This is a genomic window from Aureispira sp. CCB-E, from assembly GCF_031326345.1.
In the GTDB taxonomy this organism is placed as follows: Bacteria; Bacteroidota; Bacteroidia; order Chitinophagales; family Saprospiraceae; genus Aureispira.
The window spans coordinates 5,074,852-5,098,324 of record NZ_CP133671.1 but is presented as its reverse complement, the minus strand read 5'-3'; the positions used below and the strand labels follow the sequence as shown (position 1 = coordinate 5,098,324).

At 36.0% G+C, this 23,473-nt stretch carries 17 protein-coding genes; 14 read left to right on the top strand and 3 right to left on the bottom strand.

Features of this window, described 5'->3' with window-relative positions; genetic code table 11:
• Positions 1-19 precede the first annotated feature (19 nt).
• From QP953_RS19695 to QP953_RS19685, 3 genes are all read left to right on the top strand, one after another.
• A complete protein-coding gene (locus QP953_RS19695; RefSeq protein WP_309552531.1) occupies positions 20-979 on the top strand; it encodes a hypothetical protein in 960 nt (319 codons plus the stop codon).
• A gap of 191 nt (positions 980-1,170) precedes the next feature.
• Entirely contained in the window at positions 1,171-2,334 is a 1,164-nt protein-coding gene (locus tag QP953_RS19690; protein WP_309552529.1) for an acyl-CoA dehydrogenase family protein, read from the top strand.
• A gap of 160 nt (positions 2,335-2,494) precedes the next feature.
• On the top strand, positions 2,495-2,932 hold the full coding sequence (locus QP953_RS19685) for a TlpA disulfide reductase family protein (protein WP_052593522.1): 438 nt from the start codon (positions 2,495-2,497) through the stop codon (positions 2,930-2,932).
• Between the two features lie 66 nt (positions 2,933-2,998).
• Here the strand turns inward: QP953_RS19685 and QP953_RS19680 are convergent, their stop codons facing one another.
• Positions 2,999-5,134 carry a penicillin acylase family protein gene (locus QP953_RS19680; protein ID WP_309552527.1) on the bottom strand — a complete coding sequence of 712 codons (2,136 nt, stop codon included), beginning with the start codon at positions 5,132-5,134 and terminating at the stop codon, positions 2,999-3,001.
• 211 nt (positions 5,135-5,345) lie between these two features.
• Here QP953_RS19680 and QP953_RS19675 point away from each other — a divergent pair, with 211 nt between their 5' ends.
• The 10 genes from QP953_RS19675 (at position 5,346) to QP953_RS19630 (ending at position 19,809) form a co-directional block, all read left to right on the top strand.
• Complete coding sequence (locus tag QP953_RS19675) at positions 5,346-7,604, top strand: AAA family ATPase (protein WP_309552525.1); 2,259 nt, start codon at positions 5,346-5,348, stop codon at positions 7,602-7,604.
• Positions 7,605-7,852: 248 nt separating this feature from the next.
• On the top strand, positions 7,853-11,308 hold the full coding sequence (locus QP953_RS19670) for a hypothetical protein (RefSeq protein WP_309552523.1): 3,456 nt from the start codon (positions 7,853-7,855) through the stop codon (positions 11,306-11,308).
• Positions 11,309-11,497: 189 nt separating this feature from the next.
• The gene (locus QP953_RS19665) at positions 11,498-12,244 is read left to right on the top strand and encodes a DUF5995 family protein (RefSeq protein ID WP_309552522.1); all 747 of its coding nucleotides are present in this window, start codon (positions 11,498-11,500) and stop codon (positions 12,242-12,244) included.
• 27 nt (positions 12,245-12,271) lie between these two features.
• Entirely contained in the window at positions 12,272-13,507 is a 1,236-nt protein-coding gene (locus QP953_RS19660) for a S41 family peptidase (RefSeq protein ID WP_309552521.1), read from the top strand.
• Between the two features lie 92 nt (positions 13,508-13,599).
• Positions 13,600-15,303 (top strand): pseudouridine synthase, encoded by a 1,704-nt coding sequence (locus QP953_RS19655; RefSeq protein WP_309552519.1) that lies wholly within the window; start codon positions 13,600-13,602, stop codon positions 15,301-15,303.
• A 69-nt stretch (positions 15,304-15,372) separates the two neighbouring features.
• Entirely contained in the window at positions 15,373-15,777 is a 405-nt protein-coding gene (locus QP953_RS19650; RefSeq protein WP_309552518.1) for a VOC family protein, read from the top strand.
• 199 nt (positions 15,778-15,976) lie between these two features.
• On the top strand, positions 15,977-17,257 hold the full coding sequence (locus QP953_RS19645; protein WP_309552516.1) for a deoxyribodipyrimidine photo-lyase: 1,281 nt from the start codon (positions 15,977-15,979) through the stop codon (positions 17,255-17,257).
• 164 nt (positions 17,258-17,421) lie between these two features.
• Positions 17,422-17,589, top strand: a complete 168-nt coding sequence (locus QP953_RS19640; RefSeq protein WP_052599234.1) for a Lacal_2735 family protein — start codon at positions 17,422-17,424, stop codon at positions 17,587-17,589.
• Between the two features lie 272 nt (positions 17,590-17,861).
• Positions 17,862-18,740 (top strand): AraC family transcriptional regulator, encoded by an 879-nt coding sequence (locus QP953_RS19635; protein WP_309552514.1) that lies wholly within the window; start codon positions 17,862-17,864, stop codon positions 18,738-18,740.
• Between the two features lie 205 nt (positions 18,741-18,945).
• On the top strand, positions 18,946-19,809 hold the full coding sequence (locus tag QP953_RS19630; RefSeq protein ID WP_309552512.1) for an NAD(P)-dependent oxidoreductase: 864 nt from the start codon (positions 18,946-18,948) through the stop codon (positions 19,807-19,809).
• 321 nt (positions 19,810-20,130) lie between these two features.
• Here the strand turns inward: QP953_RS19630 and QP953_RS19625 are convergent, their stop codons facing one another.
• Both QP953_RS19625 and folE read right to left on the bottom strand, forming a co-directional pair.
• Entirely contained in the window at positions 20,131-20,574 is a 444-nt protein-coding gene (locus tag QP953_RS19625; protein WP_309552510.1) for a hypothetical protein, read from the bottom strand.
• A 618-nt stretch (positions 20,575-21,192) separates the two neighbouring features.
• Positions 21,193-21,891 (bottom strand): GTP cyclohydrolase I FolE, encoded by a 699-nt coding sequence (folE, locus tag QP953_RS19620; RefSeq protein ID WP_052599238.1) that lies wholly within the window; start codon positions 21,889-21,891, stop codon positions 21,193-21,195.
• Between the two features lie 727 nt (positions 21,892-22,618).
• Here folE and QP953_RS19615 point away from each other — a divergent pair.
• Positions 22,619-23,467, top strand: a complete 849-nt coding sequence (locus QP953_RS19615) for a hypothetical protein (RefSeq protein WP_052599239.1) — start codon at positions 22,619-22,621, stop codon at positions 23,465-23,467.
• Positions 23,468-23,473: the final 6 nt, after the last annotated feature.

Here is a 23,473-nt window from a genome sequence, read left to right as displayed (position 1 = left end):
TACGAATCATTCAAAAGTGGTGGCATCGCTCCGAGAAAATTCTTATTGGGCTTATCAAGGGAAGCAGTCGGATCAGAAAGAAAAAATTACACTTAGAAATCAGGAGTTCAATGCTCATTGGTATAAGATTGATATAGATAACTGTGTGTCTGGTTGGGTCTATGGAGGGGCAATAGAGTTTATAGAAAGACCTAAGGATGGCACACCTAATATAGCAGCTACCATTCCATTTTCGGAAGAATTGATCAAAGATATAGGAAAGGAAAAGCACGAAACCATTCAGCAAGTAATTCATGATTTTGATGCAATTTCGACCGCAGAGGCGTTACTGGATTATTACAACACGAAACCAAAAGCAGTCGCAGAACTGTTGCCTTCGATAGCAGAACGTTTGTATGAAGGTGTATACGATGAAGTAATGTTAAAGTGTTTGCTTAAAATATTTACTTATACGCAGTTGTGTAGTGAATGCTCTGTAGAATTATACATTGATGTGCTTGCTTTTTTAGAAAAAGCAAAGACAACTCCAGCAAAAGTCGATGACGAAATCTTTCAGTTGTTATACGATGCTGTAGGTGAGTATAATTCCTTTGATGTGGGGGCATTGTCTGAGCACGATTGTGATTTTTGTTGGCATAGCATTCTAGGAGATGGGCAACTTTTGGCATTTTGGAAGCGGGTAGAAAAAATACGATCAATGCCAGCATCGGATTTAAAACTTGACAACTTAATGAATGAATTGGAGCAATATCTCTTTTTAGAAATGAACTCTACCACTTACATCCATTCTCAAGTGAAAGTATTAAAAGAATTAGAAGCAATAGAAGTTGTTTTAAAACGACTTTCGTTGCCCCGTAATTTTATGAAAGGTTTCGAAGAGCTGAAAACTCAGTTGCACAATCAAATGAATGTAACATTTGATTGCGCAAATAAAGATTGTGCTACTATTGTAATGGATGGGCTTTTTCCTAATCATTAGGAGTAGCTATAATAAAGTAGTACTCCGTTGCTTTTTTAGTTTGATTACCAGTCTTTTAGTGTAAAGGTTGACAAAAAATACATCTTGCTGATAATTAAACTAATACGATTTAGCTGCGCTGCTACTGCGTGGTTTCAACGGAGTAATGATAAAGAACAATTGTAAGAAACTTAAACAACCAATAATCAATTATGAAATCATACTATTTTACTGAAGAACACCATCTATTTAGACAATCTTTGCGTGATTTTTTGAACAAAGAAGTTGTCCCTAACATAGATCAATGGGAAGAGGATCGCCGTATTCCAAAAGATTTTTGGAAAAAATTTGGAGAGATGGGCTACTTTGGACTCAATTTTCCAGAAAAATATGGAGGGTCAGATTTAGATTTTTTCTATTCTGTAATTTTAGTAGAAGAAATTTCCAAATGCTTTTCAGGGGGATTTGCCATCCTACCTATGGTACAATCTTATATGTCTACGCCTTACATTTTGGCACATGGATCGGATTATTTAAAAGAAAAATACCTTCCTAAAGCAATTTCGGGAGAGTGGATTTGTTCCATTGCTATTTCTGAACCTAGTGCGGGGTCTGATGTTATGAATATCCAAACAAAAGCCATTCGAGATGGAGACCATTATATTGTTAATGGTAGTAAAACATTTATTACGAATGGTGTATATGGTGATTTTATGGTAGCGGTAGTTAAGACAGATCCTGACGCAGGCGTAGGCGGGATTAGTTTGTTGGTTATAGACCGACAGGCTGAAGGTGTCTCTGCTCGAAAGCTTAAAAAATTGGGCTGGCATGCTTCGGATACCGCAGAATTAAGTTTTGATGATGTAAAGGTACCTGCCAAAAACCTGATTGGAGATGCTGGAATGGGGTTTTATTATTTGATGGGCGGATTACAGTTGGAGCGCTTGGTTGGGGCAATTAGCACGATAGGAAGTTGTGATGCCGCCTTAAATTATGCGTTGCAATATATGTCAGAACGCAAAGCATTTGGGCGATCGATTAATAAATTTCAAGTATTGCGCCATAGAATAGCCCAAATGGCTTCGGAGATGGAAGCGAACCGTTACTTTACTTATCATTGTTGCCGCTTGCACGACGATGGGGAATATGCCGTGAAAGAATGCTCTATGGCAAAACTATTAGGAACAGAATTGTGCAATAAAGTAGCCACAGAGTGTTTGCAGTTTTTTGGTGGTTATGGCTATATGGAAGATTACAAAATCGCCCGAGTATTTCGAGATGCCCGAATTGGAACGATTGGCGCAGGCACCTCTGAAGTAATGCGCGAAATTATTTCCAAAATGGTAATTGATGGGCAAGAGTATGAAAGTTCTTAAACTTTTGGCTCAGCCAAATAAAAAAGGAATTTTATGCACTATTTCATAGAATCATTCTATAATAACAAAGTTTAACAGTAGCTTAATTTGAATTCGTTAAATAATATCTTATTTTTATAAGAATTGATTGTCCCCACTTTTTAACAATGCGAATACAAACATGGAAAACATTAAAAAAATACATCATATTGAAGGTTTTGATGTAAAAACAACTAAAGGAACCAATATTAAATTTGGGGAAGGTAGTGAGAAACCTACGCTACTAGTTTTATTTACAACATGGTGTTCCTCTTGTTTGGAAGCAACACCAGCTATAAGCAACAAGTTCAAACACCTAAAGGATAAAATTAATATAGTCGGTATTGGTAGAGAGCATCATGCTGAAGAATTAGAAGAATGGTCAAACAAAGAAGGTTTGAGCTATGATTTGGTTGAGGATCCGACAAGAGAGTTGTTTAATAAGTTTGCAGATTTACACGTTCCTAGAATGTACTTAGTTGACACCGATGGGAAAGTAACTTATCAAGATGTGAACTGGCATCCTTTAATGCTAGAAGATATGGAAGAAGCGATTGACAAATTGCTAAAAAATAAATAAGGAAAACTTAGGTCTGTAGACCTAAGTTTTTTTATTTGAAAGTACTAGCCAATAATAAAACACAGGCTATTTTTGAACCCGTTCGCCAGGATGATAAATTTCTTTGGCAGTTTTTAGAATTTCTTCCTTATTTAAGGTCATTTTTTTTAATTGTCGATTGACATACATTTCCATTTGATCTGTATAATGTGGGCTTTCTGGACGATTAGAGCTACCAAAACAATTAATGGTTTCTAGCGCAGCAACACCATTGTCATCGTATTGAGCGATGAGAATGTACGATTCACCAGAATAAGTGCGCAATTTCCCCTTTTCTTTTTTATCACGAGTATATGCCATGGCAGCGATATTCTCAGGCATTCCAGAACTAGGAAAAGAAAGATCACTACCTTTTTCGCGTCTATGAATATGCATTTTGCCAAAAGGAACTTTGATTGTTCCATAATGTTTGAGAACATATTTTTTAGCTTTTCGTAGGGCATTAACAAATACTTCTTCAGGAAGTGTATTGGTGTCTAATAATGCAGAACGATCGGCTAATTCATCAATAATATAAGTAAAAGCAACAGAAAATACAGCGGCGTTTTCGTCTTCTTTGTCGGTAGAGCGGTCCCAATTCTTTACCAAATCTAAGACATCCGCCAAATCAGGGTATTTATTAGGATCTAAATTAGGTAGAATATCTATATTCTCAATATTGTAAGTATAAAACGTATTTTGAGCATACTGAATATCAAACTTTATTTTTTTAAACTCTTCATAGGTCATTTTTCGATCTCCAATAGAGTCCATGATTTCCATAAAACGGATAGAGCGATTGGTTTCTTTTTCTAAGTATCCCATTAACTCATTGGGATAATCACTAGCGTTGATATTCTCTCCTGCTTTCGTAGCCGTAAAGGGCGTATTATTAGAGTTGAAAATATACCCAGAGGCAGGATTAAGCAGCTGAGGCAGCTCTTCCATTTTATAAAATGTCGGTTGCCAAACATTTTCAGACGTATCTCCACGCATAACACCATGCCAATTGTAACCTATTGCTCTATTGTTGGGAATCAGTCCATTGCAGAAATTATAAATATTATCCTCTTTATCGGCATAGACCACATTAAAGCAAGGTATTTGTTGCATTTGTAGCGCTGTTTTGAACTCTTCAAAATTGTTAGCTTTACCCATTTTATACCATTGTTCGGCAGCTGCAATATGTTTGTTTGCAGAAAAGCGCAAGGCATAATAACCATGCTTGTTTTTCATCGCCATACCATGTTTGGACTTATAAAAAGTTAAGGTGACAGGAAACTTAATGCCAATAACATTGACTTTTATTTTCATTTTCTTGACCTCTAATTTTTCCCATTTCCCATCGTACCAATAGGTCAGTTTCTTTTTGGGATGCATTTTTAATTTGTAAACATCTGTCATGTCTGGATGATTAACCGTATGTGTCCAACCAAGATTTTTATTGGTTCCAACAAAAGGAGTCATACCCAAGGTAAATGTTCCTCCTAGCATGTTGTATCCTTCCTCGCTGTTAACATGCACTTCATACCATGCCAAAACGCCTTCTAAGGGTTGATGAGAATTGCTAACAAACACCGTTTTATTTTCTTGCATTCGTTTGCGACTGATAGAAAAACCATTGGAGCCAGTCGGTTGTGTAGCGTGTTTTTCATAATTGTGAATTTTGTTTTCAAAGATTTTCCCAATATCAAAAGCAGCACCTGTCATAATAATATTGCCCAGTAAGTAGCCCGTAACCACATCCTGTTCGTTGATAGGGAATAGTTTTTTTAATAACAATTCTTTGGGATGAGCCTTGGCGTAGTCGTTCATGCCTTGTGTGTAGGCACGAATAATCTTTTTGAAATCGTCCGAAAAAGCAGTTTCATATTGTTCTTGGATAATAGTTTCTGCTTCGCACATAAACTGCATGACATCAAAAATTGCCCCGTCCTTGCCTAGAATTTCACCTGCACGCCTACGAGTGGCTGCATAAGCATGTTGAATCAATTCAAAGTTGTCTTCGCAGTGTGCCCAAGCCAAACCATAAATAACTTCAGCGTCCGTTTGGGCAAAAATATGAGGCACACCCCACACATCTCTAGCAATGGTAACATCTTGGGGGCGAATGGTGTTGTTTAACTGAGCCTGAAGGCTTGATAGGCAGATAGAGAGTAGAAGTGCAATGGTTGTTTTGTTCATTGATAAGGTGTAAATTTTAGTAATTAGATGGTTAATTGAGTAAGACAAAAATCTCTTTAAAGTAGTCAAAAAAAAGATTTTAACCAAGCAGTTAAGATTATTATTGTTAGAATAAAACTTCCTGATTTTTCCGATTCTTAATCAATCTTCAATTTGCTTTTTAATAATTACTTGCCTACTTTAGTGGACTTAAATTCACGAAGAAAATATCATGGAAAAATTTGTTTATCCTTTATTATATTATCAACTATCAGAAAATAGAGTACTAGGACTGTTAGTTGGAACACACCACCAGATTATAGATAAAGACATTAAACATGTCAAATCAAGTTTGACAACCCACTTAAAACGGTTGTATAAAAAATACGACGACTATCCTTATACACCTTTTGAATCTTTTCGTCTAAAGACTTTTGAGGTAAAGGTGCGTCCTGTATATCGAGATAACAATCGTTCTTATCCTTCTAGCAAAGTACTTAAAGTGCCTGTAGACGCTGTTTTTGGACCGACTGATCAAGGCCATTTTTGCTGCTTTTTACCATTGCTCGGAGAGAGTTTTTATTATTATGATAGCAAATTATTAGTATCGTTGGTACAGAATTTTGCGATGAACATTCTCAATAAAAAAACACCTGACGAGATATACCGTATGATTACAGGCTTGCGCCCAAATTTGGATGAAATTTCACTGCGTATTAATCTATATAGAGAATATAATTTTAGCAATGGTTGGAGTTTTACGGATAAATTTAAGGAGTTAGAAGCTATGGCAGAACGCTATCCGCAGTCTAAATCATTGCGAAAAAACATGGCGTCATTTCCTGAAGTAGCCTGGGAACTAGAAAGAGAAGTAGGGGAAGCGGTAGACAAAATAGTTAGTACTCGCTCCAATATTTTATTGGTTGGAAAACACGGAACGGGCAAAAGTTCTGTTTTGAGACAAGCAATGCGAAAGATTACTGCCAAATCTTCTAAGTTAGATTTGACTTTTTGGCAATTGATGGCGCAACGAATTACCGCACGAGCAAAATATTTGGGAGAGTGGCAACAAAATGTAGAAGAATTATTGTACGAGTTAGAGTGTGCCAATGGTATTTTGTGGGTGGTGGATATGGTGCAGCTATTGCAAACAGGAGGAGAAGGACCAGAAGATAGTGTCGCTGCATTTTTGACCTCATTCTTACAAAACGGCAAATTGCAAATGGTAGGAGAAGTAACTCCCGCTCAATTAGAAAGCATGCGCCGAATGCTGCCTGGGTTTGTAGAAAACTTTCAACTTATTGAATTAGAAGAATTGCCAGAACACAAGATTCAATCTATCTTGGATAAATTTGCCGATTACTGCCGACAGAATATGAAGGTAGAAATTGACAAAAAAGCCTTATCGGTTAGTTATCGATTGCTGTTGCGTTATTACCCTTATGAAAGTTTTCCTGGCAAAGGAGTGAAGTTTTTGAGTCAATGCATCAATCAAGCCTTGCAAGAGAATAGAACTCAGATTACTAAAAAAGAAGTGATTGATAATTTTATCAAGCAAACAGGAATGCCAGAACTTTTTTTGAGAGATGATTTGTTGTTGGATGACAAAGAATTGACAGCCTATTTCAAAAATCGAATCATTGGACAAGATACAGCGATTGAGTCGTTGGCAAATGTTGTAAAGATTTTTAAAGCAGGATTGAACAGCCCTGCGAAACCTATTGCTACGATGATCTTTGCAGGCCCAACAGGAGTTGGAAAAACAGCATCGACAAAAGCCTTGGCAGAATATTTCTTTGGAAAAGGACAGAAAAAATCGCCCTTGGTACGCATTGACATGAGTGAGTTTCAGCACCCTGCGCAATTGGCTCGATTTATTGGAGGTGGTGGAGAAATTGGTAAGCTGGTTCAAGAGATTCGAGAACGCCCATTTTCGGTACTTTTATTGGACGAGGTAGAGAAAGCAGATCCTTCGGTGTTTGATGCGCTATTAACTGTTTTGGATGAAGGTTTGTTGGTGGATGCCTATGGTCGTGTAACCAATTTTAGAAATACGATTATTATTATGACCTCTAATTTAGGGGCATCCAACCGAGCTTCTGTAGGTTTTGGTCGAGAAGATACCACCAATTATGAATCGGCTATTGGCAAGTTTTTTAGACCTGAATTTGTGAATAGAATTGACCATATTGTTACTTTTAACGCTTTAGAACAGGAGCATATTCGAGCGATTACACGTTTAGAATTAGAAGCCTTAAACAAACGAGAAGGAGTTGATAAACGTCAAGTTACTTTGTCTTTTACAGAACAGTTGGAGTCGCATCTGGCAGAAGTGGGGTTTGACAAACGCTATGGAGCAAGACCGTTGCAACGTGCTTTGGAGAATGAAATTATAGCTCCTTTGGCAAAATGGTTGCTAGAACACCCCAACATAAAAGGGTGTGCCTTACGTTTAGACTTAGTAGATGGACAGTTGAAGATTGAAAGTTGATGGCAAGAAATCTATCGAAAAGATAGAGCTAAACATTAGTACTAACTAAACAAAAGCGTATTAAGACAAAAAAGCAAAGAACCGTTATTTATTGGACAGGTATTTTTTTATGTTTACAAACCTGTTCACTTTGGGCGCAGCAAGATAGCACTCAAAAAACGCCTCCTATTTCTAATTGGAGGAATATAACTATTGTTGCTAAAGATACCATTGTTTTAGATAGTCAAGTTGTATTTCCCAATTCGCTTTTGTTAAGAAATACTCAAAATCAGATTGTTTCCGATACCAGTTATCAAATAGAGGGCAATCAATTGATTTTTTTTAATCGACCAGAAGATAGCCTCTTTCAAGCTCGCTTTCGTGTCTTTCCTTATCCTATTACAGCAAAAAAACAACACAAAGATGTTGCGTTGATTGGGAAAAATATTCAGCATGATGGTTTGATTGGAAATGGTTATACTTATAATCCTTTTGAAACGGGAGGGGATGCATTTAATTTTAGCGACTTAGATTACAGTGGTGTATTTGCTAGAGGAATTTCTTTGGGAAATAGTCAAGATTTGATTTTGAATTCTACGTTTAATTTGCAAGTAGCGGGCAAGCTAGGAGACATAGAAATCTTAGGCGCAATTACAGATAATAATGTGCCGTTGCAACCAGAAGGAAATACACAACAATTGGATGAGTTTGATCGAATTTTTATAGAATTCAAATACAAACGACAGCGACTAATTGCAGGAGATTATAACATAGAACGACCCAAGGGCAGTTATTTTATGAATTACTATCGCCGTTTGCAAGGAGGACAACTTTTTACAAATCTCAAAGTAGGAAAAGGTCGTTTAAAAACAGATGGAAGTTTTGCCGTATCCAAAGGTAAGTTTTCTAGAGATGTGTTTAATGGGGAAGAAGGCAATCAGGGACCTTATCGTTTGAAGGGGGCTAATGGAGAGCAGTTTATTATTATTGTTGCAGGAACCGAGCGCGTATATATTGATGGTAAATTATTGCAACGAGGGGCAGACAACGATTATGTGATTGATTATAACCTAGGTGAACTAACATTCACTCCTCAACAATTAATTACCAAAGATAAGCGAATCCAAGTAGAGTTTAGTTACACAGATTTGACCTTTTTGAGAACCTTAGGTACTGCAAATGTTAGTTACGAAACTAAAAAAAGCACCGTTCGATTTAATTTTTACTCTGAACAAGATGCCAAAGGTCAGACCATTGCAGAATCTTTGTCCGACTCTGCCAAAGCGGTGTTGCAGCGTATTGGAGACAATATAGATCAAGCCTATGTTTCGGGCATTAGTATACCTGATCGAACGGGAGAAAACACTGGTACTATATTTTATAAATTGGTAGATACCATTGTCAACGGATTTCGTTATGAGGATGTACTTGTATTTTCCAATGATCCAGATTCTGCTATTTATACCGCTCGTTTTGCTATTATACAAGGAGGGGGAAATTATATCCGTACGCAAGGAGCTGCGAACGGTGTTGTTTATCAGTGGGTTGCTCCTGATCCTATTACCAATCGTCCTAGAGGAACACACGAACCCGTCCAATTGTTAACAACACCCAAACAACGGCAATTGTACAATCTTGGGATGGATTACAAACTTGGAAATAATGGAGCAATTTCTGCGGATGTTGCATTGAGCAATGTGGACGAGAATACTTTTTCGGAAATTGGAAACGAAGACAACCAAGGAATTGCAGCGCGTTTGACCTACCAACACAAAGTTCCGATTTTTGGGAATAAAAAAAGTGTTTTGGATAGCTTAACCAGCGACAGCACTACCTCCAAACCGAATACTTTTTTGAAACTTAATGCACATTACGAGTTTTTAACAAAAGAATTTGAATTTATAGAACCGTATCGTCCACGAGAATTTTCTAGGGATTGGAATATTAATTTGACTGAACCAACACAAGAACATTTGTATAAAGCTAAATTGAGTTTAGAAGGTCAAAAGTGGGGAAGTGTCGCCTACCAATTTAGTGGTTTGAATAAAGATACTTTGTACAATGGCTATCAACATAATTTGAGTGTTAATACTCGATATAATGGCTTTCAAGTCGTTAGTAATAGTAGTTTGGTACAAAGTGAAACGCCTCTCGAACGCAGTGTTTTTATACGCCCAAGACTGGATGTGTCACAACGTTTTAAAAAGCTATTTAATTGGAAAATAGGCGTCTATGGAGAACTAGAACAAAATAGCCGAATAGATGCTTATACAGATACCTTAAATCAAGGTAGCTTTTTTTATCATTTGTTTAAAGTCTATTCAGAACTACCTGCCAGCGAAAACCTTACCTTGAAAACACACTATATTCGCCGCTACGATTATACACCTCGGCGAGATGGTTTTTTGACCAATGCGATAGCCGATGATGTCAATCTAGCGGGAGAATGGACACAGACAGCGGCTTCTCAATTAAAGTGGAATTTGACGTATCGGAATTTGAGAATTCAAGACAGTACATTGACAACCCAAGAACCTAAAGAGACGTATTTGGGGCGTTTAGAATATATTCTAAACATCAAAAAAGGATTTATTCGCTCTAATACAATTTATCAATTAGGGTCTGGGCAGCAACAAAAAGTAGAATACAATTATGTCAAAGTAGATCAAGGACAAGGGACTTATATTTGGGTGGATCGAAATGGAGATGAGGCGCAGCAAGTGAATGAATTTGAACAAGCTCAGTTTCAAGATCAGGCAGATTACATTCGAGTAACCTTACTAACTGGCTCGTTTATTCGCACGAATAATGTACTCTTTAGTCAAAGCCTAACGATTCGCCCAAAACGACTGATTCAAGCCGCTCGAAAGAAAAAAGGCAAGGATTATAAACTGCCAATAGGACTAGATGTTTTGCAGCGTTTCTCGACAAGAAGTATTTTTAAAATTGATCGAAAAACATACGATGGAGCAAAGGGTGTTGTGGCGTTTAATCCCTTTCAACTCAATGTTGTTGATACAGCGTTGGTGTCGGTTAGTTCTAGTATTAATAATAACATTTATTTTAATCGAACAGGAGTGTATAGTATTGAGTTTGGACAGCGGGACAGTAGAGGAAAAACGTTGCTAAGTACAGGTTTTGAAAGTAGAAATTTTACAGAGTATAGTTTGAACCAACGTCTGAACATAAAGCCAGGAAAAAGAAGGGCGGGAAAAAAGCCGTCTGCTGCTTTGAGGAACATTCGATTGCAGGCTTTACTAACGGGAACCTATGGTTTACAAGGCAATCGTTCAGAGTTTTTTCCAATACGAGATTATGACATAGAGTTTTATGGCATAGAACCACAATTTACATTTTTATATCAAAAATCTTTTCGGGTAATTCTCAAGTATAAATACAATTACAAAAAGAATCGAATTAACGATCAAGAATTGGTTCAAAGCCATGATGTAACCACTGAAATTAGTTACAATCAAACGGCAAAAACAAATATAAAAGGAAGTTTTTCAATTGTTCAGATGGCTTTTGATGGCGACCCTACTTCTTCTGTTGGATATGCTATGACACAAGGTTTGCAAGCTGGTAGTAATTATTTGTGGAATATCTCGATTGCTCAAGCACTTTCCAAAAGTATTCAATTAACGGTGAGTTATGAAGGACGAAAAACGGGAGAAAGTGATAACGTGGTGCATGTAGGAAGGGCTGAGATTAGAGCTAATTTCTAGAAAAGAATATTTACAACCAATAGTTAGCAGCGTAGCTAACTACTATACAACGATAAGAGTATTTTTTGAAATGCGTGACTTGACGTGGCATTTTTTGATAACTTCAATGTATATTTGAAAAAATACGATGTTATATACTTTTAATACTTAGGAGTTCTAGGGACTATTAATCTTCTAATTTACCTTAAAATGAAAGCTAAAACAATTGATGAAGTGATTGAAGCATTGGATTTGATTATTGAAGATGCTAAAAAAACAAATAACTCTAAGGGGTACTTTGCTGCGTTGTATCGAAAAGTAACCAAACGAGTAAAAGAAGGTATTGCAGCTGGAGAATTTGAAGATGGAGAACGAATGGAGCGTTTGGACGTGTTGTTTGCCAATCGTTATTTGAATGCTTATGATAACTATTTTGAAGGGCAAACAACAACTAAAAGCTGGACGGTTGCTTTTGATCATACCAAGCAGTATTGGCCTATTGTATTGCAACATTTGCTATGGGGCATGAACGCCCATATTAACCTAGACTTAGGTATTGCAGCGGCAGCAGTAGCACCTGGCGACTCGATTCATAGCTTGAAAAAGGATTTTGATCGTATCAATGCATTGTTGGCTAGTTTAGTTGGCGAAGTAGAGCAAGAACTTTCTGAAATATGGCCGACCTTAAAATATATTCTTACCTTGTCCCAAAAAATAGATGACTTTCTGGTCAACTTTAGCATGAAAGCAGCCCGAGATGGTGCTTGGCGATTTGCCTTGAAATTAGCAGCAGCAGCAGAAGAAGAACGTTGGAAATTGATAAAAGATAGAGACGAAACGATTAAGGAAATTGCCAACTGCGTAGATCCGCCAGGTTTTATTCCTCGATTGGTTTTTGCCTTAATAAGATTGGGAGAAAAAAGAGACATTGCTAAAGTTATAGAGATTTTGGAATAAATTTTATAAGTATAGAAGTATAAAAACATGAAGCTTAACATACTAATCTACTTATTGTTGATACAGGCGGTTTTTGCTCAGTCACAAAATAGAACATTAGACTTACCTAAAGTAGAAGAAGATCTCAATATGTTATTGGATGATTTATCTAATAACTATGCCTATTGGGAAGAGAAAAAGATAGACATTAATTGCCTTCGAGAGCACTATAGTCAAAAAGTGGCTGGTCTAAAAACAGAAGCAGATGCCGTCTTGTTGTTCGAATATTTGTTAGACGAATTTTATGACAGTCACTTAATTTTAAATACCAATACACCAACTTCTTTTCGTTTGTACGCTCCAATATATGCACAACTTATCAACGGAAAACCGATCATTTCAAATGTTTGGCAGAGTCAGATGGAGCCATTAGAAGTAGAGCTAATTGGCGCAGAAATTCAACAAATTAATGGCGTTAATTTTGATCAGGCAATAGAGCATTTTCCAACGCATTGTCAAGATAAAAATGATCCTATTGTTAGAGAATGGATTGCCAATAAATTATTAGCAGGGCGTTATAATGAAAAAAGAGTATTGACTTTAAAGCTGCGTAATCAGAAAGTTGTACCATTTGATTTGGATGAAATTGTTGTTAAAAAAGAAGCGCACTTACTCGATTTTGGTCAAAAGAAAAATATAGGCTGGATTAGAATTAACAACTCCTTAGGGCAAGATGCTTTGGTCAATGCTTTTGATAGTGCTTTGAATGTATTGTCTGAAACTCAAGGATTGGTTTTAGACTTGAGAAACACAGTAGATGGTGGAGATACTTACGAAGCGAGAGGAATTATGGGGCGTTTTATTCAAGAACCTACGCCTTATCAAATGCACGCTTATGTTGAAAAAGCTTATGATAATCCTGCTCAGAACCCTTTGATTAAAAGACTTTGGATGGAGTTGGTTGTTCCTAGGGGCAAGGTGTATCAGGGAAAAGTAGTCGTTTTGGTTGGACGATGGACGGGGAGTATGGGAGAAGGGTTGGCAATTGGTTTTGATGGAATGAAACGAGCTACTGTTGTTGGGACAGAAATGGAACGTTTGGCTGGTGAAATAGAGTTCTTTCCTTTTCAGCATCGTTCTTATGGCTACCGCCTACCTGTTGCAAAACTATTTCATGTGGCTGGTACGCCTAGAGAACAATTTGTTCCTAAGCATTATGTCAAACAACAAACTAATAAAAGAGATGAAGCCATTGAAAAAGCCTTTGAAATGCTAGCTAAGTAAGTTTTGAACGGTTGAAATAAGAATAAAAGCTCGTATTCTAAATATTAAAGAAAGCTTTGTACTTTTGCATTTCTATATCGAGAATCAACATTATGAAGCAGAAAGAAGAGTTAGGGCAACTGCCAAATTGTTTTATTCCTTTTGAGGAATCAATGGATGAGTTTGTATTGCCTGAAAAATTTACATTCCCATTTTATTACGAACCACATCCTATTAGCATTTTTGCAGCAAAAAAACTGCAAGTTTATCTAGAAACGCAATCGGACTGGAAGCATAATTTTTATGCTACGGAGGGAACCGATGAGATGGCTATTGGTAAAATGTTTGGTGTATTAGTGGTTAAAACAAAGGACAATCGCTTGGGCTATTTAGCCGCTTTTTCAGGTAAGTTGGCGAACGAAAACCACCACGCAAAGTTTGTTCCTCCTGTGTTTGATATGCTAAGAGAAGATGGCTTTTTTGTTGCGGGAGTAAAGGTTATTAATGCAATTAATCAAGCGATCAAAGACCTCGAAACAAAAGAGGAATACTTGGCTTATCAAAGCTATTTAAAAGCAGAAATAGAACTGTCAGAAGCTCGTCTTGCTTTCAAACGAAAGCAAATGAAAGAAGATAAGAAACGAAGAAAGGCAACTAGAGAAGCGGGGCGAAATAGGTTGAGTCCTCAAGCGTTTAAAGTTCTAGAACAGGAGTTAAAAGATGAAAGCCTTGGTCAGCAATATTATTACAAGCAATTGGTAAAGTTTTGGAAAGCTCGAATTGCAATGACTCAAGCAGAGGTGGCTATTTATGAGAATGAATTGATGGCTTTGAAAGAGGCTCGAAAAGAAAAATCTGCTGCCTTACAACGTCAGTTGTTCAATCAATATGTGTTTCTGAATAAAGATAAAGAGGAGAAGAGTTTGTATGATATTTTTCTACCGACAATAAATGACGTGCCTCCAGCTGGAGCAGGAGAATGTGCGGCTCCAAAATTGTTACAATATGCCTTCTTGCACGATATGAAACCCATTGCTTTGGCGGAGTTTTGGTGGGGGGAGTCTCCTAAATCTGCCATTAGAAAACATGGCTATTTCTATCCTGCTTGTAGAGGTAAGTGTGAACCAATTTTGGGACATATGTTGGCTGGTATTCCAATGGATGAAAACCCTATGTTGACCAATCCTGCGGAAGGAAAAACCATTGACATTTTATACGAGGATGAAGACTTGTTGGTCATTAATAAACCCGCCGATTTTTTCTCTGTACCAGGAATTACTATTAAGGATTCTGTGTTGCTTCGAATGAAACAGCGTTATCCAACAGCTACAGGACCTTTGACGGTACATCGTTTAGATATGTCAACGTCTGGATTGATGCTCATTGCCAAAAAGAAAGAAATTCACAAAAGCTTACAATATCAATTTATTAAACGAACAATCAAGAAACGTTATGTCGCTTTGTTGGATGGTTATGTAGATGGAGCGGGTGGTTTTATTGATTTGCCGCATCGGGTAGATTTGGACGATCGCCCAAGGCAGATTGTCTGCTTTGAACATGGAAAAAATGCTAGGACAAAATGGGAGGTTATTGAACGTTCCAATAATCAAACTAGGGTTTATTTTTATCCTATCACAGGACGAACACATCAATTGCGTGTCCATGCAGCACATCCCTTGGGACTCAATGTTCCAATTATTGGAGATGATTTGTATGGAAAAAAGGGCGAACGTTTGTTGTTGCATGCTGAATCTATCGAATTTGTTCATCCTGTGACAAAGGAATTGATGACAATGCAAGTAGACCCTGAGTTTTAGGGATAGGATTGAACGTAGGGTTAAGAATTTTTATTAATGCAATTAAACTCATAAAAAATATTAGACGCTATGGATATTCAATATGCATACACCATACTTTATGTAAAAGATGTACCTCAAACAATGGTTTTTTATCAAAATGCCTTAGGGTTTGAGCAAAAATTTATAACCCCTGAGCAAGATTATGGAGAAATAGTTTCAGGAGCGACCACTATAGCATTTGCGAATTTAGAACTAGCTACTTCCAATCTTAAAGATGGTTTTGTCACAAGCCGTTTAGAACAGAAACCATTTGGAATAGAGTTAGCGTTTACAACATCCGATGTTCAAAAGGCAGTAGATAGAGCTGTTGAACATGGGGCCGTATTGCTCTCAGCATTGCAAACCAAACCTTGGGGGCAGGATGTAGCTTATATTAGAGACTTGAATGGCTTTATCATTGAACTTTGTACCCCAATGGGAGGAGGGGAGTAGCTTTTTATTATAAAACTAAATCATGAAACTACCTTTTGAACTTAAATCTCCAATAACACTGCTGGATGTCCAGATTCTTTCTTGCCAAATGCTTTTAGTCATGATGAAGTATAGGTATAAATCTTAAAATTCTTTAAACCCAATTCTTGCATTTTTGTTTTAAAATCAAACACATCAAAATGAGTATTAAAACAAAGATATGAAGGTAAGTATATTTTGGTTTCGGAGAGATTTAAGATTAGAAGATAATTTGGGATTGTTGGCAGCTTTAGAGGATGAGTATCCTGTATTGCCTTTGTTTATTTTTGATAATAATATACTGAAGGAGTTGCCAAGGGACGATGCTCGACTGACATTTATTTATGATTCCTTAAAAGATATGGATGATAGACTCAAAGAGCAGGGGGCCTCTTTGTTGTGTCGAAAGGGAAAGCCAGTGGATGTTTGGAAAGACTTATTGCAAGAGTTTGATATTACCGTGGCTTATACCAATAAAGATTACGAGCCTTATGCTAGAATTAGAGACAAAGAAGTGTCCGATTTGTTGGAAAAGGAGGGAATAGCGTTGCACCGAATTAAGGATCAAGTTATTTTTGAAGAGAAGGATATTTTAAAAGATGACGGAGATCCTTATGTTGTTTATACTCCTTATAAGAATAAGTGGTTGGAGCATTTTGATCGAGCGTCTATTCAACCCAAAGCAATTCAAGATTACAAGCAATTTTATCAAACAAGTTTTGATTTTCCTAATCTGGCGGACATTGATTTTAAACGTTCTTCAATTGAAGTCAAGCCTTATGATTTGTCAGAGTTGCAGCATTATAAAGAACTTAGAGACTTTCCTAGTGAAGATGCAACCAGTTATTTAAGCCCTCACCTACGTTTTGGGACGGTAAGTGTTCGTCAAATAATTGCAACATTAAAACCAAGCGATGAAACTTTTTTGAGCGAATTGATTTGGCGAGAATTTTTTATGCAAATTTTATATCATTTTCCGAAAGTAGTCAAGCATAATTTTAGAGCAAAGTACGATGATATTGCTTGGCGGAATAATGAAAAAGAGTTTCAGTTATGGTGCGAAGGAAAAACAGGCTATCCAATGGTTGATGCAGGAATGCGCCAACTGAACAAAACAGGCTATATGCACAATCGAGTTCGGATGATTGTTGCTGGCTTCTTATGCAAACATTTGTTGATCGATTGGCGTTGGGGAGAGGCTTATTTTGCCAAAAAGTTGTTGGATTATGATTTGTCTGCCAATAATGGAAACTGGCAGTGGGCAGCGGGAACAGGATGTGATGCAGCCCCTTATTTTAGAATTTTTAATCCAATTACTCAATTTACTAAATTTGATAAAAAGGAAGCGTACGTTAAAAAATGGGTTCCAGAATACAACACAAAGGAATATCCTGAACCAATGGTAGAGCACAAAATGGCTCGAGAGCGTGCCTTAGAAACTTACAAGCAAGGAATAAAATAGGAATTGTAACCGTGTTTTTAATACTACTATAATTGCTAATCGTATAATTTATGATAGTAGTTCTTTTAGTTAGCTGCGCTGTCACTGCGTGGTTTCAACGACCACGTAGTAGCAGCGCAGCTAACTATTGTTATGATGCATTTAACTGTTAAAAAAAGATATTTATGTTTGGTTGGTTTAAGAAAAAAACAAAAAAGGAAATCCTAGAAGCAAAATACAAAAAGTTGATGGAAGAATCTTTTCGACTTTCGCATATAGATAGGGCAGCAAGTACTCAAAAAAACGCGGAGGCTGAAAAAGTATTGGAAGAAATAGAACAACTAAAAGATTAAATTAGAGAGCATTACTGGATGGCAATGGATTTAAGGTCAAATAGAGACTTAAATCCATTTTTTATTCTATTTGCAAGAATTTCTCAACAAGGGTATCTCTAGGTGATGTATTGTTTTTTTGACGTAAATATTCGATTTTTGGTGTTTTAGTGCTATTTTTTAGATGAAAACAACCTTAAATTGTTATTTGAATAATAGAGTAGTTTGCTGAAACTACACAGTAGCAGCACAAAGAGCTACGAATTCTAATAGACTATTGGACAAAACGAGAAATGATATTAATACCACAGCGATTATTCAAATCAGAGGGAGTGCAAATTATTTTGAAGGATGGAAATGTTTGCATTTTAAGTAAAGCGTTAAACCGTCCTGTGCTCCGTCGAGAAGGCTATATTTCTAATCACGTCATTTCGATGGTTTTGTCAGGGGAGCAGCATATTAGAAATTATGATGGGCAGTTATTAGTTGCCAAAGCAGGAGAGATGCTCTTTATTCCTAGAGGAATGTATGTCATATCCGATTTGTTACCTCAAAAAGAAATGTTCAAAAGTTTACTTTTTTATTTTGATGATTTACTCATTCAAGATTTTTTGTCTGTAGCTAAAAGTACAAAAACTACTAAAGAAAATATCCCCAACTATTTAAAGTTTAAGATAGAAACTACATTACAATCATTTGCAGATTCCCTTATTACCATCTACAGCAATCCACATTTAAAAGATAAGCATTTTCTACATTTAAAAATACTAGAAATGTTGCATTTGTTAGATGCCTTAGGAGTAGAGCAAGAACTTGCTAGTTTCTTATTTCGTTTAACACTTCCAAAGAAACGCCACATCAAAAGCTTTATGGAAGCTAACTTTAGTAAGCCTCTAAAAGTTGCGGATTACGCTTATCTAACGGGGAGAAGTTTAAGTACATTTAGAAGAGATTTTAAAGCTTCTTTTGGTTGTACACCTCAAAAATGGATTAAAAACAAGCGACTAGACAAGGCTCTATCTATATTAAATGAAAGAGAGGTTAGTGTAACGGAGTTGGGGGTGGCAACGGGATATGAGAATATATCTTATTTTATCAAAGAGTTTAAAGGAAGATTTGGTTTATCTCCTAAGCAATATAGTCTTTCTAAGAATAAAGACTTCTTGCTATAAATTAGTAGCAGCGCAGCTAACTATTGATAAATCATTTTGATGCAAATCTGTTATTTCTGCTTTTTATCGGATATTTTAATTGATAAAAGGCAAGTATCTTGGTCTTGTTCTTTAAAATAAGAGTCTACAATTGATTGTTTTGAAATGCTTTTTAGCGAATTGATAAACAGTTTTTTGTAGGCAGTTCACTGTAAAAATAACAAGTATGAAAGTTACGTTTATTGGATTAGGAATTATGGGGAGTCGGATGGCAGCTAATTTATTAAAACATCAAGTTGAGTTAACGGTCTGGAATAGGTCTGCGGCAAGCATGAATGCACTAGAAAAAAAAGGGGCTATTGTTGCTGCCTCGGCTCAGGAAGCCGTTAAAGATGCTGACTTGGTGTTTAGTATGTTGTCAACACCAGAAGTTGTGGAAGCATTATTCTTGGGACAAGAAGGGGTGTTGTCAATGATGAAAAAAAATGCTTTATGGGTAGATTGTTCAACAGTCAATCCATCTTTTAGTGACCTCGTCAGTAAAGCGGCTAGCCGTTCGGGGCAAGTTTTTGTAGATGCGCCTGTAGCGGGAACGAAGCCGCAAGCTGAAAATGCCGAATTAGTTTTTTTTATTGGAGCAGAAAAAGTTGTATTGGCACGTATTCGACCCTATTTAGATATGATGGGAAAGAAAGTCTTGCATTTGGGCAAAACGACCAAAGGAGCAGCATTTAAAATGTTAGTGAATATATTGCTTGCTCAATCTATGTTAATTTTTTCAGAAGCAGTTTTATTAGGGGAGAAATTAGGTTTGTCTAAGGAATTTTTATTGGATACACTTCCAAATTTAGTAGTTACGGCACCTTTTACAAAATTCAAAGCAGAAATGATTCGAACATCAGATTACGAGGTGCAGTTTCCATTAGAGTGGATGCATAAAGATTTGCATTTGGCGGCAATAACAGCCTATGAACAAGAACAGCCACTGTATTTAGCAAATTTAGCAAAGGAACTTTTTGCAGAAGCTAAAATGGCAGGTATGGGGCGTTTAGATTTTGCGTCTATTCACCAGTATTTGGCGCGTAGATAGCATGCAAATGTATTAAAAAAATAATCGCTGCTACTGCGTGGTTTATAGAATTTTTTTTGATGATTATTTATAATAATAATACTCCGTTGATTTTTTAGTTTTCTTACGAAAAACGTAAAAAAGCATCTTGCATTAGTTTGATTATCAATCTTTTAGTATAAAAGCCAACAAAGATACATCTTGCTGATAATCAAACTAATACGATTTTTCAACGGAGTAATGTAATAAGTAATCGTTCATAAAAAAGTATAGTTAAAAAAAATAGCTGCCTGATTTATGTCAGGCAGCTCCCATATTCTAAGGTTTACTATTAATGTATTTTTAAGAAGGATCTTTTTCGTCTTTTTCTTTTGTTACATTGTCAACTTCCACCATCAAAACTTCATCTACTAGTGATATTTCTTTTCCTACTTTGATAGGAGCGGCTAGTGGCGCTTGAGGAACTAAGACAATTCCTTTGTTTTCCTCATCAATTTCAAAAGGTTTTTGTATTTCTAAGTTATAATTTTCAATCAATTTTTTGAATGCACTGTTCTCATCTGTAGTCATTTTGGTAAGATCACCGTTGTAGATCACCGTAAAACTTACCATAGTTTCTTCTTTTTCTTCTACAAACGCACGAGTGCTATGGCCTATTTTTTCATTTGACATGGTATCCAAGATACTCGTTCCGAAAGTTTCATTGTTTTTATGATCATTGCAAGAAACTATAAATAAAAAAAGTAAAAAAGAAAATAAAAAGTTAGTGAGTAGGGAATTTTTCATATTTGCTAGGTTGTATCGTATTGGTTACTCAACTAGTGAGGTAACTTATCATTCATAGTAAGGTGAATATTGTGCCAGTTTCTAAGTAATTGGCATTCAGTTTTTAATATACGCAATAAAAACTTATTTGTTTCCTATTTGGAAAACAATCCGAATGAAATAAAGTTTGGTTATATTTGAGTTTTGCGGCATTAAATATTGGTTACTGTTAAGTTAGTAAAATAAATAGATTTTTAAGTGGTTTTATTGGAATTTTTGTAGAAAAAAAGATTTAAAATATGAAAAAAAATATTTCAATTTAGGAATTGTACCTTAGTGTTTTTTATATTATGTATATGTTTTATGTTTTTAATTTATATTAATTAGAGGCTGTTCTGTAAGTTGTTGATGGGATTGCTATCTGGTTGATTGACAGATATAAGAGGGGTAAATAGGAAGCGTGGCTTTTCTTTTAAAGAAAAGCCACGCTTCCTATTCTAATTTAAAGAACAAAAGTCCTAAAGAAACCTTAAGAGATAAGCTCTGCTTGTTTTACTAAATCTGCTCTTGTGGAGCCTCTCTCTTTTAATATTGAGAATCTATGATTTTTTCCATGCTGTAGGTCTTGTCAAACAGTTTTTAGTAATCTTGTTGGCTGTGGATAGCTGCTAAAAACTCTTTTCGAGTAGCTTCTTCATTAAATTTGCCACTATAAGCTGTTGTGACAGTGCTGCTAGAAATATCTTTAATACCTCGTGAAGAGACACACATATGTTTGGCATCGACATAAACTGCTACATCTTCTGTCCCTAAAGCCGTTTTTAGATCTTCTAGGATTTGCATACTCAAGCGCTCTTGAACCTGAGGACGTTTGGCATAATGCTGTACTATTCTGTTGATTTTAGAAAGACCAATGACATTTCCATTAGCAATATAAGCTACATGGGCTTTGCCATAGATCGGCAAAAAATGATGTTCACAAGTAGATTGTAAAAGAATATTTTTTTCGACCAACATCCCTTTGTATTGATACTTATTATCAAAGAGAGCTATCTTCGGTTTGTTGGCAGGATTGAGACCACTAAAAATTTCCTTTACATACATTTTTGCAACACGATAAGGTGTCCCTTTTAAACTATCGTCAGTTAAATCTAGTCCAAGTATATCCATGATTTCATAGAAGTGTTCTTGGATTTTTTCAATTTTTTCATCATCCGAAAGATCAAAGGCTCCCTCCCGCATAGGAGTATCTAAAGAGGTTAGAATATGTTCATCGCCCATGTCTTCGTAGATTTCAATCATTTTTTTGTCTGAAATCATTTTGTTACCATTGTTCATTTGAAAATAGTTTAAAAGGCTCTAATTGCCTACGTTCTGAAAATATAAAGTTTGTATAATAACATAACACCTATTTTTTGGGTGGTAGTCATTTGGGAAAATACCCGAAGTTGTTACTTTGTTTTATTGGCATACTTTACTAACGGCGAAACAAAAATTGTGTTCAAAGTTGTGCGCTAGAAAAATAAAAGATGCCTAGAAAATACTACTTATTTATAAAAATGTAGCCAAATTTAATACCATTTAGCAACTTTTAAGGAAGAAGTTAAAATTTTATTAAATTTAAAAAAGTTGTTTTTAAATTTTTCATTGCCGTTCTTAGTGGGTGACACTTTGGAAAGAACTGTCAATTGAATGTTCTGCTAAAATAATACATTTGCGAAATATTTCTATGTAAAAAGAAGATTGAACAAGTATCCTTACAAGAAAATTACAAAAAAATAAACATCAATAGCTTGGATACCTGCTTTAGATTCCTCATTTTGTACAGATCATTTTGCCAAAAATATAGCTTAACAATACTCTAAACCAATGGAATATTATTGTTAATTACAATTACACATTTATTAACAAGTATAGAGATAATAATTTTTGTGATTTATAAATTCCGTTGTTGCAGATGTTGATGTTGTTGTAGAGCTTATTGTTGGATTACGGGAAGCTACTTTATCAAATTTAATACACTGCTAAAATGATTAGCAGAATACGCTACTATAAACCATTTAGTATGAAAAAAATAATACTAACATTTTTCTTAAACTGTTTTTATCTTGCCGTTTTTGCTCAAAACGGAATTCCACAAAATGCGGGAGCTAGAGGAGCTGCTATGGGGAATGCTAGTTTAACTTTTACAGACATCAATAGCATTTTTACCAATCAAGCAGGTTTGGGATATTTGGAACATTTGTCATTTACAGCTTATGGTGAACGACGATTTTTGGTGGCAGATGGGTTGAATTCTTTTTTGTTTGGAGTAGCGTACCCCCATAAATCAATCGGCACAATAGGGTTAAGTGTGCATTATTTTGGATATGGCAAATACAACGAGCAAAAAATAGGTCTTTCTTATGCTCGAAAATTGTTCAAGCGTATGTCTATTGGAGCTCAATTTAATTATTTGGGAACTAGGATAGGAGAATATGGTACGGCACACTCTTTTACCTTCGAATTAGGAATTTTGGCTAAGGTAAGCAAGCAATTCCATATTGCTGCCCATACATTTAGCCCTGTTCAAGTTCAATTGCCGAATGGAGATGTCCTACCATCTTTATTCAAATTGGGAGTTGCTTACCTGCCATCTAATCAATTGAGACTAACAGCAGAAATCGAAAAAGATTTGGATAATCCGTTTAATGGTCGTTTTGGGATCGAGTATCATCCTATTCACATTTTATACATTCGAGCAGGTGTATCTACGACTCCAGTGATGGCTAGTTTTGGTTTGGGATTAAATATGCGAGGACTTAAAATAGATATCGCTACTAGTTATCATACTATTTTAGGAGTTACTCCTAGTTTATCGGTTAGCTATATTGTAGGCGAAAAAGCGATTTCAAAAACTCCTGAAGCACACTAAACGAAC